The organism is Methanobrevibacter sp. (assembly GCF_017432245.1).
In the GTDB taxonomy this organism is placed as follows: Archaea; Methanobacteriota; Methanobacteria; order Methanobacteriales; family Methanobacteriaceae; genus Methanobrevibacter.
In genome coordinates, this window is the sequence record NZ_JAFRJO010000064.1 from 1 (window position 1) to 16,449 (window position 16,449).

Consider the following 16,449-nt stretch of genomic DNA (forward strand, 5'->3'; position numbering starts at 1 on the left):
GTAATTTCTGAAATTGATTATGACTTCTCCATAGCAGATAAGGACTATCAAATGCAATGGGGAGTGATTTCAAGAACTATCGTCTTGGATGATATGGTTTCAAAATATATTCGCTCACATCCCAGATGCACAATAGTGAATATTGCTTCTGGAATGGATACCAGATACAATCGATTGGACAATGGTATAATGTTGATTTGGAAAATTCAGCAAGGTTCAGATTGAACTATATTAAGGACAGCAATAGGGTAAGGACATTGTCATATTCAGCAATGGATCCCTCATGGGTCAGTGAAATAGAAGCAAGTGAGGATGTATTGTTCATCATTGAGGGATTGTCAATGTATCTTACTGAAGATGACAATAAAATGATTCTGGACATAATTGATGAGAATTTCAACTCATGCACTGTATTCACTGAAATAATGCCTCCGGTCTCCGTAAAGAATGTTAAGGAGAAATCAGTTGAGGAAATGGATGCAAAATTCATTTGGGGAGTTCAAAAAGGACATGAGCTTTTAAAATTGAATTCCAACTTCAAGTGGATAAAGGATGTAAATCTGTTTGATGGAATGAATGTTTATAAGCCATTCACCAAAATATTCACTTGGATTCCATTTATAAGAAATAGAATGGATTATATTGCTGTTTTGGAAAAATAATTTCAAAATGGCATTTTATTTTTATTTAAAAGAGTTAAAAATTAAAAAATTAAAAGTAAAAATCATATAAAATTTAAACTAAATAAAAAAAGTTAAAAAGTAAGAAAGTAAAAAGTAAAAGGATTAATTTATTCATTAATCCATGATTTCACAGCTTCTTTTGCATCATATACGCTTGCACCAGGAATTGATAATCCTTTTTTGATTATAGCTCCTACACACAATTTATTCAAGTCTTTCTCTGATGATCCGAAACCGGAACCTTCATGGGTTACAAAAGGCTTAACTGTTTTTTCTGTAAAGTCCAATTGTTCCAATTGGGTAAACATTGGCATTGGCATAGTTCCCCACCAGTTCGGAAAACCGATGTAGACTGTGTCGTAGGCATCAATATTATCTAATGCTTCTTTTATTTCAGGTCTTGCATCTGCTTGCTGTTCCTTTTTAGCAACATCAGTGCATTTCATGTATTCTGCAGGATATTCGACTGCAGGTTCAACTTTAAATAAGTCTGCGTTATCCAATTCCTGAATGTATTCTGCAATCACTTCTGTGTTTCCCTTTTCAATATTTTTAAGTTCTCCACCAAAGTAGTTTTCACCACTTCTTGAAAAATAAATTACAATACTTGACATATGAATCTCCTTTTTTTATTATCTCAATTAATTAATAATTTAATAAAAACAATTGTTAAATTTTCTGTTTTTATTTCAATATTCTCTTTTTTTAACATTCTTGATAATCCATTATAAACAAAAATTTTTTATAGTAAGGCAAACCTATTTATAACTATATGGATAATTTAATATAAATTAAATATAATTTAATTTTTATTATGAATTCTTATAATTAATTCTTGTAATTAATTATTGAATTAATCTTTATAATTACTAATAAATTATCTAATTTAAAAATAACACTGATTAAAATTAAGGAGATTATTATGGCGCAAATTAATCAACCTATGTATATTTTACGTGATGATACTGAAAGATTTCAAGGAAATCAAGCTTTAAGAATGAATATTTTTGCAAGCCAACTATTGGCAAGCATTGTAAGAACCACTCTTGGTCCAAAAGGTATGGACAAAATGTTAGTGGATAAGAAAATGGGTGATGTTGTTGTAACCAATGATGGAGCAACTATCTTACAGGAAATGGATATAGCACACCCTGCAGCAAAAATGCTTGTGGAAATTGCAAGAAAACAAGAGAATGTAGTTGGAGACGGAACCACTACAGTTGTAATCATTGCTGGTGAATTGCTTAAGAAAGCAATGGAATTATATGAGGATGGAATTGCAATCCCAACTATTCTCATTGGATACAGATTAGCAGTTGCAAAAGCAATGGAAATCTTATATAGCATTTCAACAGATGCAAGAGACCCAGACACCTTATTTGGAATTGCAAAAACTGCAATGACCGGTAAAGGTTCAGATTATGCTAAAGATGAACTTGCACAATTGCTTGTTCAAGCTGCACTTAAAGTTGAAGAAGGAGAAAAATTAGACAAAACCCTTATCAAAATCCACAGAATCAATGGTGGAAGTGTAGAGGACTCCTTAATTGTTGACGGTATCTACATTGACCAAGGTAGAGCTAATGAAGCTATGCCTGAAGAAATGCGTGATTGTAAAATTGCTTTAATGAAATATCCTTTAGAATTGAAAGATTTGGAAAACGCTAAAGTTGATTTCACTGACCCATTGCAAATGCAAGCTTTCCTTGACAGTGAACAGGAAACCCTTAAGGAAATTGCAGATAAGATCATTGATTCCGGATGTAATGTATTGTTCTGTCAAAAAGGTATTGATGATGTAGTCCAACATCACTTATCTAAAGCTGGAATCATGGCTTTCAAAAGAGTTAAAAACACTGACGTAAAAAGAATCATGAAAGCTACCGGTGCTGAACTCATTACCAATATTGAAGACTTGACTCCTGATGTTTTAGGTAAGGCAGGTTACATACATCAAGAAAAGGTCTTTGACCAAATCATTACCTTCATTGAAGAATGTGAAGACCCTAAAGCAAGTTCCATTTTAATCCGTGGAAGTACCAGACACGTTTCCTCTGAAATTGAAAGGGCTATGGAAGATGCATTAGGTGTAGTTGCAGCTACTGTTGAAGATGGAAAGGTTGTATACGGTGGAGGAGCTCCTGAGATTGAAATTGCAAGACAATTGAAAGCTTATGCTAATACTATCAGTGGAAGAGAACAAGTGGCTGTAAATGCATTTGCAGATGCTTTGGAAATTGTACCAAGAACCTTATCTGAAAACGCTGGTTTAAACACCATTGACTTACTTGTAGAGCTCAGAGCTGCTCATGAAGATAACATCAATATGGGATTAGACGTATTTGAAGGTAAAGTAGTTGATATGAAAGAAGCTGGTGTTGTTGAACCTCAAAGAGTCAAAAAACAAGCTATTCAATCAGCTCAAGAAGCTTGTGAAATGATCTTGCGTATTGACGATTTAGTTGCAGCAGCTGGTGCACTTCAAAAAGTCGACCCAGATGAAAACTTAGACCATAGTGGTATGCCTCCTGCACCTGGTATGGGTGGAATGGGCGGAATGCCTCCTATGATGTAATTCAAGCTTTTTGACCTTCGGTCAAAAACCTTGACCAAAACTTTTTCCACTAGTTGAGAGTAAACTCAACTTTTTATTCTATTTTTTTACAAGTTCTTTTACAATTTCTAACTATTTTTTTTAATTTTTTCAAAGATTTTTTAAAAATTTTCTTTATTTTCTTATTCTGTTCTTAAATAGTTCTTTTTTGAATATTACTTAATTAAAATTGCTTATTTGTCTGAAATTTACTTTTTAAGAAGTATTTTTTCAATTTAACACTTTTTTTAATAGTATTTCAAAAATGATAATATCATTTTCTTTTATATCAAATATGTTTATTAGTTTGTAATTCTTTTTTAAGTTAAATAAAGATGATTATTTTATTTTCTATTTATTTAAGTAATATTATTTTAAATTTGATTAAAATAAGTAATTTTAAGTATTTATTTATTATTTAAAGACTTATCAAGTATTTTTTAATTTTTTTAGTTTTAATCTTTTCTTTTGCCTATTTAATATTTAATTATTCTTTATATCAATATCATATAGTTAACTATATCTGGATTATAAAATTAGTCTTAAAATCTTTTTATTTTTATTTATAAACTATGGAAAATTCTTATTTTGAATGATTTTTATTAGTAAGATTTATATAATAAAAGATTAAAAGTAAATATTAATCTAATTTGATTTTTTTGTTTTTAAAGCAAAAATTTCAAGTTAAGAAATGTTTAGGGTGGTCTTTATTGTTTACTTGAAAAAGTTAAATGATAAACATTGAGTTTGGGAAAAATAAATATTTTTCCATAATATTTTTTTAAAAATTCAATGTGAAAATTATACTTATAAGAATATAATTTTAGGTTGCTCTAAAGTGTGAGGTGAAATGATTTCAGTTAAGAATCTCACATTGCTTTTAGCAGTTTTGCTTATGGGATTGTGTTTAATCTCATCAGTTTCTGCTATGGATATTGATGATTCATCTTCCATAGATGATTCAAATGACTTATCTGGTGCTAGTGTTTCTAGCAACTCCAATGAGAATCTTGCTAGTGATTCAAATTCAAATAATTTAGAATCTGATAATGCTGGTTCAAGCAATGTAAATTCAGATTATGAAATTTTAAATACTGATAATACTGTAGAAGATTCTGATTTGGAACATAATTCAAACATTGCAAATACTAAGGCTATGCTCGGGGCTTCCTCACAATCTGATAGTGCTGTTTTACAAGCTAATGCAAAAGTTAAAACCACTCTTAAGGGAAGTTCAAGTTCTATTTACAGAGGTAATTATTATACACTTACCTTGACTGATAGCAAAGGTAAAGTCTTAAGTGGTCAAAAGTTAAGTTACAATATTAACGGTAAAACTTATACATTGACAACAGACTCTAAAGGTTCCACTTATCTTCAAATAAACTTGAAGGAAGGTAAATACACTATGGTCTGTTCTTATGGAGGGTCTAGTGCTTATGAATCCTCAAGACTCTCTGTAACTTTATCTGTATTGAAAAATCCTAATGCATTTACAGTAAAGGAAATTGAAGATGCAGCGACCAATGTTAAGAATTTTGTCTTAAAGAATAAGAGATTGCCTAATACTGTGAAAGTAGGTTCTAAAACTCTAAAAATATCTGAGTTTTCTTACCTTTCTTCCCAATTGATATCTAATTTGAATTCAAATAAGAAAGGGGATATAATACTTTTATCAGGTATTTCCGATGGCAAATCTTCTTCAGCTTCACTAAAAACTACTGTTTACAAAGCGCAATATCTTGACTTAGCAAAAAATGTAGTTTCATACATAGGTTCTAAAAAGGTAGCTCCTAATGAAATTCTTGTTAAGGATGCTTCTAAAAGATCTGTAGGAAATGCAAATTTCAATTTATATACATTTGCCTTTGCAAAGATCTTAGATTTCCATAAGTCCAAGAACTATTTACCTAACTATTGTACCTTTGAAAGTTCTGCATTTAATCAAGCAGTTAGTTTAAAAGCAACAATTCTTAAAGGAAGTTCAAATTCTATCTATAGAGGTAATTATTATACACTTACCTTGACTGATGGTAATGGTAAAGCTTTAAGCGGTCAAAAGTTGAGATATGCTATCAACGGTAAAACTTATACATTGACAACAGACTCTAAAGGTTCAACTTATCTCCAAATCAATTTGAAGGAAGGTAAGTATCCTATGGTTTGTTCTTATGCAGGTTCAAAAGTTTATAAATCCGCTAAGAATTCCGTTACTTTAACTGTATTGAAAAATTCTAATGCTTTCAGTGTGAATGAAATAGAAACTGCAGCTACTAACGTTAAGAATTATGTTCTAAAGAATAAGAGATTGCCTAATACTGTGAAAGTAGGTTCTAAAACTCTTAAAATATCTGAGTTCACCTATTTGTCATCAAAAGCAGTATCCAATCTTAATTCCAATAACAAGAAAGATATTGTTCTTTTAAATGGTATTTCTAATGGAGGTTCTTCTACATATTCATTGAAATTCACTGTTTATAAAGCTCAATATGTGGATTTAGCAAAAAGATCAGCTTCCAATATAGAATCTAAAAAAGTACCTGCAAATTACTTGTCTGTAAAAGACGGTTCCAATAAGGCAGGCAATGCAAATTACAATTTATACACTTTTGCATTTGCTAAGATTTTAGATTTCCATAAATCTCATAATAATTTGCCTAACTATTGTACTTTTGAAAGTTCTGTATACGCTCCTTTAAAAAAATCCACTTCAATAAAAGCTAGTTCAAACAGTGTAAATAAAGGCGATTCATATTCAGTGACATTAGTGGATAATGCAGGTAATGCCTTGGCTAATCAAAAGATTACATTTAATTTTTCCGGTAAATTGTATAGTCAAACCACTAACTCTAAGGGTGTAGCTTCCTTAAAGATTGGTGCAAGTCAAGGAACTTACTCAGTAGTTTCCTCTTATGCAGGATCATCTGCTTGTGAAGCATCTAAATTGTCTAGCACAGTAACTGTAAAAGACACTAACAGATTCTCCATAAGTGAGATTGAAGTGGCTGCTTCTAATGTTAAGGAGTATATTAACATAAAAAATGTTAGGCCTGGTACTGTAACAGTAGCGAATAAGAGATTAACCATTTCAGAATTCTCATATCTTATGGCTAAAGCTGTCTATAATATTAATGCTGGTAACACAAATTACATTACTCTTCCAAGTGGCATATCCGGTGGCAATTCCGAAGGGGATTCAATGGATGCTACAGTCTATAAGGCTCAATATGTTGATTTATCAAAAAGAGTAGTGTCATTTGAGGAATCCAATAAGGTTTCCCCTGTTTACGCTAAGGTTTATAGTAGTTCTGGTTCTTCATTAGGTAATGCTGGATTTGATTTATACACTTATTCATTTGCTAAGATTTTAGATTTCCATAAATCTCATAAAAATTTGCCTAATTACTGTACTTTTGATAGTTCTGTATTCAAAAGTTCTGTAGTTCCTGCAGGTATATCATCTGATATACCTTATAATTCAAATCAATTCAAAGCAGGTTTAAATGAGAAGAATACAGAGTCAGACCTTTCCAAATATTTGATTGGAACTGGTCAATCTGCTATTACAAGTTCCATTAGTAATTTAGCAAATCAATTGACTAAAGGATTGAAAAGCAATGAAGCAAAAGCTCAAGCTATTTACAATTATGTTAGAGATGAGATTGATTACAGTTATTACGCTAACTCCAAATATGGTGCTTCAGGTACCTTAAGTGCTGGTTCAGGTAATTGTGTGGATCAAGCAAGTTTAGTTGTTGCATTGTGTAGGGCTTCAGGCATTGAAGCAAGATATGCTCATGCAAAAGGCTGCACATTCTCAAGTGGTTTAGTAACTGGACACGTATGGGCTCAAATTCTCGTAAATGGTGTTTGGTATTCCGCTGATGCAACAAGTGTGAGGAATAAATTAGGTAATATCCAAAATTGGAACACTAATTCATATAGCAATCTAAATAGATATGCTGCTGTACCATTCTAGTATTAAAGTATTTAAAATGGATAATAAGAGGATTTCCTCTTATTCAATTTTTTTTATTTTTTTATATTACATTATTTTGTTTTTACTTTTTTTATTTATCTTTTTTTATTTCTTGTTTTTATGATTTTTCTTATTTTGATTTATTATAACTTACCCTTTTTTTAATTTTCTATCAATTTTTTTTAATTTTCCCATTTATATTGAAAGATGATTAATTTTTTATAATATAAATTATCTAAATAAATATGTAAATATTAAATTTCAATTATTATTTTAAACAACTTTCATTCTCAAATTTTACTATTTGTTTTTATTTTAATATGATTCTTTTTTAAAATGATTTCCTATGATTTTTAATATTTTTAGTATTTTTGGCTGGTGTAATTATTAATTATAAGTTTGTTATATCATTATTGCTCTTGACATTTATATTGTCTGTATCTTCAGTCTCAGCAGGCATTGTAAATGATGAAAATTCATTTGATATGGTCAATGCAGATGATTTTTCTAATTTCAATGATGATTTGATTTCAGATATCGGTGAAGATTTGGATAAAGGTCCCAATGAGAATTTGGAAGTGAATTCAGAGGATTCCAGTTCAGATATTTATTCTGATGATTCTAGTTCAGATGATGATTCAGAAGATGATAATGAAGATCCTATCTTAAAGAATACACATTTGGAAATCATTTCACCTGAGGGCTGGGAAATTTACGGTAGTGAAAATTACACTGTCAAGTTATTGGATGATGAAAATAACCCTGTTATTGGAGCAGAAATTAACTTTAAAATAAATACTCCAAAAGAAACTTTTATCTATGAAACCAGTTTAACAAATGAAGAGGGTATAGCTATTTTGCCTCTTGATTTGGATTTAAGGGGAATTTACATTATTTTTGTATCTTATGACGGGGATTTGGAGCATAATGCAAGTGAATCTGTAAATTCAAGCATAATTTTATATGAGAAAACAATCATTCAAACTCCTAAAAAGTATGCTTATAGGTCTTCAGATTTCATTATTAAACTTGTTTCCTCTAAAGGCACTGTTTTAGCAAATAAAAAACTTGCCATCTATGTGGATGGGGTTAAATACACTAAAACTACAGATTCTAAAGGACAAGTTTCCATTAAAATGCCTTCTGATAAAAAATCAGTTGTTTTCAATTGCAGTTTCAATGGAGAGGATTTTCTTGTTAATTCTTCCCTTTCAATGAAATTGCCAGTATATAAGAAAACTTATACAACTCCTTTAATTTATGCAATTCTTAAAGGCAAATGCTTTAAAATTTTATTAAAGGGTACTGATGGGAAAATACTAAAAAATGAAAAAGTCAAGTTTACAATTGGTGGAAATACTTATATTCGCACAACTAATGATAAAGGTATAGCTTATTTAAGGGTTAATCTTGCAAGAAATGCTTATAGAGTATATTTCTCTTATGATAATAATGGTGTTTATGGCCCATCCTCTAATTCTTCCATTTTAAATGTTATTGATCCTTCTGGTCAATTCAAAAAATGTTTGAATCAAAATACAAAACTCTCTGTAAGAAAATACTTATCAGGTGGAGGATATGCAAAAATAACTAAATCCATTAGAAATTTATCTAAAAAGCTTACAAGCAAATACTCCACTAAATTAGAAAAGGCAACAGCCATTTTCAATTATGTTAGGGATAATTTAGGATATAGCTATTATTCAAATTCAAGAAAAGGAGCCGCTAAAACATTAAGGACTAAAAGCGGAAATTGTTGCGATCACACTAATTTAATTGTTGCACTATGCAGAGCATCCAAGATTCCTGCAAGATATGCTCATGCAAAAGGTTGCAGATTTGGATCTGGTTTGGTTACTGGACATGTTTGGGCTCAAATATATGTTAATGGCAGATGGTATTCCGCTGATGGTACCAGTTATAGAAATAGCTTAGGCCATATAAGTAATTGGAATACAAAGTCTTATCGCAAGCTTCATATTTATAGGAGAATCCCATTCTAATCTTCTAATCTTTTTTATCTTTTTCACATTATTTTTAGATTACCTTATTTTTTTTTAAAATTTGCATTTTGCCAAGTTTCATTATTTTAAAACTCTTAAATTTTTAGGTTATCCAAAACTTTATATACTTTCTTTTTATAATATTATATAATGAATTAAAATCTTAAAAATTAAATTGAATTCTAAAAAATTTAAATAAATTAAATTAATTTAAATTAACACGGAGGTTCTACATGGCTAAAGAAATCAGTGAAAATATTGAAGAGTATTTGGAAGTTCTTTACAAGTTTGGAAGTAATGATTCCTATGTATCCACAACAACTTTATCTAAAGAGTTAGGAATTGCTCCAGGTAGCGTAACTCAAATGCTTAAAAAACTTGAAGATATTGGTTTTATTGATTATGTTCCGTATCAAGGGGCTTCATTAACTGATGAAGGAATTAAAATAGCTCAAAAAATAACTAGGAAACATAGAATTCTTGAAAGATTCTTAAAAGATGTTTTAAAAATCAAAGATGAAAATCTTCATCATCAAGCTTGTGAAATGGAGCATTCATTGTCTGATGAGGCGGAAAGAGCTATTTGTCATATGTTAGAACATCCTGATACCTGTCCCGATGACCATTTGATTCCTGCATGTGATTTTGATTTTGCTAACTGTGATGACTGTAAAAATGATCATAGTGATATTGAAGACATCGGAATTAGGGAATTTAACTTATTGTCCATATCTCAGCTTTCATCCGGTGAGAAAGGTGAAGTTTTATTCATAAGAGGTGGTGATGCATCTTTATCTGATGCAATGGATATTGGACTTAATATAGGGTCTAGAATTAGCATTTCTGACTCTTCCCGCTCTGGATATAATGTCTTCTTAGGAGATTCTATGATTGAAGTCTCAAGGGATTTGGCAAATAACATATTTGTTAAAACTTTCTAGCAATATATATTACTTTTTTCTAAAATTTTTTTTAAAGACTTTTTTTAATTTTCTATTTTACTTTATTATGGATTTTTATTGGGTGTTTGAATGCGTGGAGATTTATGTGAAGGTATTGTAACCATAAAAATTGAAAAGGGTAACCAAAGAGCTGTTTCCCTTAATCAAAAAAGCCAATTTGGTAAATTGTCCGAGGATTGTTTGGAACTTTCCCTAATTGAAGCATGTTACTTGATGGAAAGTGGACGTTTGGACATTTATGAAAATGATGAGAAATGTGATGTGAATTACATCATTGATTTAATCAAGGAAGAAGAGATTTACGGCAAATACCTTGTTTATAGGGATTTGAAAAACAGAGGTTACATTATCAAGACTGGATTTAAGTACGGATCTGAATTCAGACTTTATGAAAGAGGTACAGGTCCTGGCCATGCACACTCTGACTTCCTGGTTAAGGTATTGTATGAAACAAATGAGGTTAATGTATTGGACTTTGCAAGCTATGTGAGAGTTTCCCACGGTGTAAACAAGAAACTGTTGCTTGCTGTCGTTGATGATGATTTGGACGTTACATATTATAACATAGAGTGGACCCGTCCATAGCTATTTTTTAATTAATTTCATTATTTCCATTTTTATTTTTTTCTTAATACTTTATTAAGAATTATTTTTTAATATTTTTTTATTATTTTGATAGCTATTTTTTTAAATTTTTATTAGTTATTTTTATTAACTTGTAAATCATATTTAATTAATAGCATATTATTAGAATAAAAATTAGAATTAAAATTCAAATTAATGCAATAATTATTATAAATTTTTCACTAAAAATTTTAAATAATTTTAATTAAATATACGTATAATTATTTAAACACTTACAATAAAAAACATAATAATTATTATCTAACTATTCAATTTAAGCAAAGATGTTATATTTAAGGTGATTTTTTGATTGATCCATGGGGCTCATCTATAGTAGATTATGATAAATTAGTTAATCAGTTTGGTATAAGAGACTTTTCAGAGCTTGTAGGGAAAATTGAAGATCCTGCAAGATTGATGAAAAGAGGAGTAATTTTTGGCCATAGGGACTTCGATAAATTGGTTCCATTAATCAATGGCAAGAAGGACTTTGGAGTAATGACTGGAATGATGCCAAGTGGCCAGATGCACATTGGCCATAAGATGGTCATTGACCAATTGAAATGGTATTTTGAAAAGGGCGCTTCATTATCCTTGTCAATTGCAGATATGGAATCATATGCTGCAAGGGGAATCAGTTTTGAGAAGGCAAAGGAAATAGCTATAAATGAGTATTTGGCTAATTACATTGCTTTAGGTCTTGACTTAACTGCAGATAATGTAAATGTCTATCTTCAGTCCCAAAACAAAACCTTGAATGACTTGACATTCAAGATTGCAAAAAGGGTCAATTTCAATAACATGCAAGCTATTTACGGCTTTAATGCAAGCACTAACATTGCACATCTATACGTTCCTTTAGTTCAGGTTGCAGACATCTTGCTTCCTCAAACTGAGGAATTCGGAGGGCCAAAACAGGTTGTTGTTCCTGTAGGCGTAGACCAGGACCCTCACTTAAGATTGACTAGAGACATTGCAGCTAAATTGAATGAGGAATTTGGATTTTTAGCTCCTGCTTCCACTTATCATAGGTTCTTGACAGGGCTTACTGGAGATAAGATGTCAAGCAGTAAGCCAAACACTGCAATTTACTTGAATGAAACTCCTAAGCAAGCAGAGAAAAAAGTCAAATCATCTAAAACAGGTGGAAGAGAAACTCTTGACGAGCAAAAGGAGTTAGGCGGAAGGCCTGATGAATGTGTAATCTATGAAATGCTTGTTTATCATTTGGTTGATGATGACAAGGAGCTTGAAAAGATTCGTGAAGAATGTATGAACGGTGAGCTATTGTGCGGCCATTGTAAGGTTCATGCAGCAGAGCTCATGAAAGATTTCTTTGAAGACTTAAAGGTAAAACAAGAGGAATCTGTTGAGATTGCTGAATCATTGTTTGATTAAGTCAATTAGTAAAAATATATATTAATTAACATCTGAAGGTGTTTTTATGGATATTAAACATTATTTAAAGATAGCTAAGGAAGAGACAAAAGCAGCATTTTCAAATAATAAATGGCTATTATTGTTTTCAACATTACTGTTTGTGATTCCACTTCTCTTTGGTTATTTTTATGCAGATAGTATTTCAGACTACATCCAGCCTATGGTGGATAATTTCCAGAAGCAGGTGGATGAAGGGGTAATTACCTTAACTACCCATTCTATTTTCACAAATAATGTAACTGTAGCGTTTATATTATATGCTCTTGGAGCTTTAGGTGGAGTGTTAGGAGCTCTTATTTTAGCGAATAACGGAATGTTCATAGGTTATTTTGGTGCAGATTTTAATATTTACGCTTACTTGGCATTGACTTTGCCTCATGGAATATTTGAAATTCCAGCTATCATTATAGCTACAACAGGAGGTTTTGTACTCCTTTCATTTGTGCTTCATTTCATATGGGATTTAAGGTCTCCTGACTATTCATATTTGGATATTTTCGACCCATATTTTTCCGATGTGAAGATTACTCTCAAGCAAAGGTTTTATGCATCATTTAAGATGAATCAAAACAAGATAAAGGAGTCTTTTATATTCTTATGTCTTGCAGTAATCCTATTGATCATTGCAGCATTCATTGAAGCGAATATAACTGTGCCTCTTGCAGGTAAGCTATTGCCTTTCTTCGGTTTAAGCATGGGCTAATTAATTTTTATTTTTTTAATTCTTTTTTTACTCTTTTTATTCTTTAATTCTTTTTTTATTTTTTTAATTTTTTCAGTATTTTTCACTTTTTTAATTCTTTTTTTTATTTTTTCAATTTTATCAGTATTTTTCATTTTTTTTAATTATTTAAGAAACTTAACTAATCTTAAAATAAGTTTTTATACTATAATGACTATAATTATATGATGTATATTAATTATAATCTAATTTTTTCTAAATTTTATAATTAATCATTAAAAATAATTTTAAATTAAATCAAAATTATTATTCATCAAAAAAATTTAATGTGATAAAATGATTAGATGTGTGTCTTGTGGAGAAGAATACGAAGATGATGAAGTTATCTACAATTGTAAAAAATGTGGATCTGTCTTGGAAGTGGAAGTGGAAGTTGATGTTCCTAAATCTACTTTTGAAGGTAGAAGAGATAACTTATGGAAATACAAAGAATGCTTGCCTGTAGATGCAGAGAAAAGAGTTTCCTTAGATGAAGGAGGAACTCCATTCTGCAGATGTGAAAAATTAGGTAAGGAACTTGGAATTGACCTTTACGTTAAAGTGGAAGGATCAAACCCTACTGGAAGTTTCAAGGACAGAGGAATGACCATCGGTATGACTAAAGCTATGATGCTTGGAGTGGATACTGTAGGTTGCGCTTCAACCGGTAACACCTCCGCTTCCCTTGCGGCTTATGCTGCTAGAGCAGGTTTAAGATGTGCTGTATTCTTGCCAGCAGGTAAAGTTGCTCTCGGTAAATTGGCACAGGCTATGTTCCATGGTGCAGAAGTATTCTCAATCAATGGTAACTTTGATGAAGCTTTAGAAGCTATGACCCAACTTGCTCGTGAAAAACATTTATACTTATTGAATTCAATTAACCCATTCAGATTAGAAGGACAAAAAACCATCGGTTATGAGATTGTCCATGACTTAGGATGGGAATCTCCTGATAGAATCGTTCTTCCTGTAGGTAATGCAGGAAACATTTCAGCTATTTGGAAAGGAATTACCGAATTCCACAATGCTGGATTTATGGATGATGTTCCAATGATGACAGGTATTCAAGCTGAAGGTGCATGTCCTATTGCAAATGCATTCAGAGACAAAACCATGGACATGACTCCTGTCGAAAACCCAGAAACCATTGCTACTGCAATTCGTATCGGTGCTCCTGTAAGTGCAGTTAAAGCATTAAGAGCTATTTACGATTCCAATGGTTTAGCTGAAACCGTAACTGATGAAGAAATCCTTGACGCTCAAAAATTGCTTGCAAGAACTGAAGGTGTTGGAGTTGAACCAGCTTCTGCAGCATCCATTGCAGGTCTTAAGAAATTAGTTGAACAAGGAGATATTGACAAAGGAGAAAGAGTTGTTTGTGTTGTAACTGGACACTTGCTTAAAGATCCTAACACAGCTATTGACGCTTGTGTGGATCCTGTCCAAGTGGACGCAGACATTGATAAAATCAAAGAAATTTTACTTAACAAATAATTTAAGTGATTTTTTCTTCTTTATTTTTTTACTTTTTTTATTTTATTTTTTAATAATTTTTAAATTATTTTCTTATTTTTTCAAAGCTATTTTTCATACTTTTTATTAATTTTTATCATTTTTTTATTATTTTTTTAAATTCTTAACTCTTTTTAAATCAGATATTTTTTTGATTTTTTTAATATTTTTCTTTTAATCTTTGATTTTTTTAATATTTTTTATTGTTTTTTCTTTTTGTATAATATTTTTTAATGAATTTTTGATTATTTTTATATTTTTTGTTAAGATTTGATTTTAAAAATAATTATTATTTTTTATAAATTATTAATAGAAATATGTAAATGATTTTGAATTTTGAGCATTTTTATCGATATATTTATATATTAAAAAATATACAACTATTATTATAAAAATTTGAGGTGTTAAATATGGAATTACCAATCGCTCCTATCGGAAGAATATTGAAAAATGCTGGTGCAGAAAGAGTAGCTGATGCAGCTAAAGCTGAATTAGCTGAAGCAATCGAAGAATACGGAAACGAAATTGCTCAAAAAGCAGTTAACTTTGCACGCCACGCAGGTAGAAAAACTGTAAAAGCTGAAGACATTAAATTAGCAATTAAATAAGATTGCTGTTTAGTATTTTCGGATTTGGATCTAGATTTAAGTAATTTTACTTTTATCTTTTTCTTACGCCTTTTTACGAACTCTTTATTTTTATTTTTTTAAGTATCATTAAATAATTAGCTTAGATTGCTGATTATTTTCCTTTTAAAACCTATTTTTCTAATAACATTTATATACTATAAATAATATATTTTATTATGTCTAGTTCTCTAGAATTTATTTCATTAATACTAAATTGAAAAATTTTATATTATTAGCTAATTTTACTTAAACTAATAATATTCATTGAAAATATTAAACTAGAATAAAAACTTTTTACTTTTATTTTAGGCTTTATTATTTAGTGATGTGGATATAATATTTAGAGTTATAGATTAAAACTTTAAATCTGTAATTATAATTGAATATTTTTTAGCTTCTATAAGCTAACTTTTTATTATGATATTATATTTAAAGAGATTTCAAATTGATTTAATCTTATGTATCATATTTAAAAAGTTTTATCTATAATTGATGGAAAAATTGATTATTTTATTAATATTTGATTATTTTACTGATTTTTATAGTAATTATTTTGCCGATGGATGGCAAAAAGCCAGATGAAAAAGGAGGTAAATTATATGGCAAACATTTATGTAAAATTTGACACACCTGAAGAAATCGCTAACAAAGCAGAAGAAGCTTTAGAAGTAGCACAAAATACTGGTAAAGTAGCAAAAGGAACTAACGAAGTAACTAAATTTATCGAAAGAGGAAACGCAGCTTTAGTCGTTATCGCAGAAGATGTTGATCCTGCTGAAATCGTTGCTCACATTCCTGTTCTCGCTGAAGAAAAAGAAATTCCTTACGTATACTTAGCAACCAAAGACAAAGTTGGTGCAGCTGCTGGTTTAAGTGTTGGAACTGCTTCCGCTTGTATTGTAGATGCTGGAGATGCTGCTGACTTAGTAGCAGAAGTTGTTGAAAAAGTTGCAGAACTTAAAGAATAAGTATTGCGCCTTAGAAGATACATATCTTCAAAATAATTAATAGGTGATAATATGGAAGAAGGAAGTCCAGCAGAAGTTATAGAAGTTCTAAACAGAACTGGTATGACTGGAGAAATCATGCAAGTAAAATGCAGAATTCTCGATGGAAGAGACAAAGGAAGAATTTTAACAAGAAATATCATGGGCCCTGTACATGAAGGCGATATTTTAATGTTACTCGACACAATCAGAGAAGCTAAGGAGATTAGAACTCCTTAATAACCTTGGTTATTAAGCTTATCTTACTTAAAGAAGGTGTTTTAACATGAGAACTTGTTCATTCTGTGGTAAAGAAA

General features: G+C 30.4%; 14 protein-coding genes and 1 pseudogene. 13 read left to right on the top strand and 2 right to left on the bottom strand.

The features are described 5' to 3' along the window. A pseudogene (locus tag IJI80_RS05445) lies at positions 1 to 225 on the top strand (class I SAM-dependent methyltransferase); the annotation flags it as partial. Beyond that, on the top strand, positions 198 to 662 hold the full coding sequence (locus tag IJI80_RS05450; protein ID WP_292788314.1) for a hypothetical protein: 465 nt from the start codon (positions 198 to 200) through the stop codon (positions 660 to 662). The pseudogene IJI80_RS05445 and the gene IJI80_RS05450, both read left to right, overlap by 28 nt. Before the next feature lie 128 nt (positions 663 to 790). On the opposite strand, the gene IJI80_RS05455 is transcribed toward IJI80_RS05450, so the two are convergent. After that, a complete protein-coding gene (locus IJI80_RS05455; RefSeq protein WP_292788315.1) occupies positions 791 to 1,297 on the bottom strand; it encodes a flavodoxin in 507 nt (168 codons plus the stop codon). Positions 1,298 to 1,605: 308 nt separating this feature from the next. On the opposite strand from IJI80_RS05455, the gene thsA reads away from it, so the two are divergent. From thsA to IJI80_RS05490, 7 genes are all read left to right on the top strand, one after another. Further along, a complete protein-coding gene (thsA, locus tag IJI80_RS05460; RefSeq protein WP_292788316.1) occupies positions 1,606 to 3,258 on the top strand; it encodes a thermosome subunit alpha in 1,653 nt (550 codons plus the stop codon). An 868-nt stretch (positions 3,259 to 4,126) separates the two neighbouring features. Beyond that, complete coding sequence (locus tag IJI80_RS05465) at positions 4,127 to 7,255, top strand: pseudomurein-binding repeat-containing protein (protein WP_292788318.1); 3,129 nt, start codon at positions 4,127 to 4,129, stop codon at positions 7,253 to 7,255. 371 nt (positions 7,256 to 7,626) lie between these two features. Beyond that, entirely contained in the window at positions 7,627 to 9,258 is a 1,632-nt protein-coding gene (locus IJI80_RS05470; RefSeq protein ID WP_292788320.1) for a transglutaminase domain-containing protein, read from the top strand. Positions 9,259 to 9,491: 233 nt separating this feature from the next. Further along, positions 9,492 to 10,199 carry a metal-dependent transcriptional regulator gene (locus IJI80_RS05475; RefSeq protein WP_292788322.1) on the top strand — a complete coding sequence of 236 codons (708 nt, stop codon included), beginning with the start codon at positions 9,492 to 9,494 and terminating at the stop codon, positions 10,197 to 10,199. Positions 10,200 to 10,289: 90 nt separating this feature from the next. Further along, entirely contained in the window at positions 10,290 to 10,805 is a 516-nt protein-coding gene (gene endA, locus IJI80_RS05480; protein WP_292788323.1) for a tRNA-intron lyase, read from the top strand. Between the two features lie 345 nt (positions 10,806 to 11,150). After that, positions 11,151 to 12,242, top strand: a complete 1,092-nt coding sequence (locus tag IJI80_RS05485; RefSeq protein ID WP_292788325.1) for a tryptophan--tRNA ligase — start codon at positions 11,151 to 11,153, stop codon at positions 12,240 to 12,242. Positions 12,243 to 12,288: 46 nt separating this feature from the next. Then, positions 12,289 to 12,987, top strand: coding sequence for a stage II sporulation protein M (locus IJI80_RS05490; protein ID WP_292788326.1), 699 nt, complete (start codon positions 12,289 to 12,291; stop codon positions 12,985 to 12,987). On the opposite strand, the gene IJI80_RS05495 is transcribed toward IJI80_RS05490, so the two are convergent. Next, a complete protein-coding gene (locus IJI80_RS05495) occupies positions 12,984 to 13,121 on the bottom strand; it encodes a hypothetical protein (RefSeq protein WP_292788328.1) in 138 nt (45 codons plus the stop codon). The two genes, IJI80_RS05490 and IJI80_RS05495, sit on opposite strands and share 4 nt — an antisense overlap. A gap of 181 nt (positions 13,122 to 13,302) precedes the next feature. On the opposite strand from IJI80_RS05495, the gene thrC reads away from it, so the two are divergent. The 4 genes from thrC (at position 13,303) to IJI80_RS05515 (ending at position 16,372) form a co-directional block, all read left to right on the top strand. Then, a complete protein-coding gene (gene thrC, locus IJI80_RS05500; RefSeq protein ID WP_292788329.1) occupies positions 13,303 to 14,499 on the top strand; it encodes a threonine synthase in 1,197 nt (398 codons plus the stop codon). Between the two features lie 428 nt (positions 14,500 to 14,927). Next, on the top strand, positions 14,928 to 15,125 hold the full coding sequence (locus IJI80_RS05505; RefSeq protein WP_292788330.1) for a histone family protein: 198 nt from the start codon (positions 14,928 to 14,930) through the stop codon (positions 15,123 to 15,125). 620 nt (positions 15,126 to 15,745) lie between these two features. Continuing rightward, the gene (gene rpl7ae / locus IJI80_RS05510; protein WP_292777681.1) at positions 15,746 to 16,114 is read left to right on the top strand and encodes a 50S ribosomal protein L7Ae; all 369 of its coding nucleotides are present in this window, start codon (positions 15,746 to 15,748) and stop codon (positions 16,112 to 16,114) included. Positions 16,115 to 16,165: 51 nt separating this feature from the next. Further along, positions 16,166 to 16,372: a 30S ribosomal protein S28e gene (locus IJI80_RS05515; protein ID WP_292788332.1), complete on the top strand. Its 207-nt coding sequence runs from the start codon at positions 16,166 to 16,168 to the stop codon at positions 16,370 to 16,372. The last annotated feature ends 77 nt before the right edge of the window (positions 16,373 to 16,449 follow it).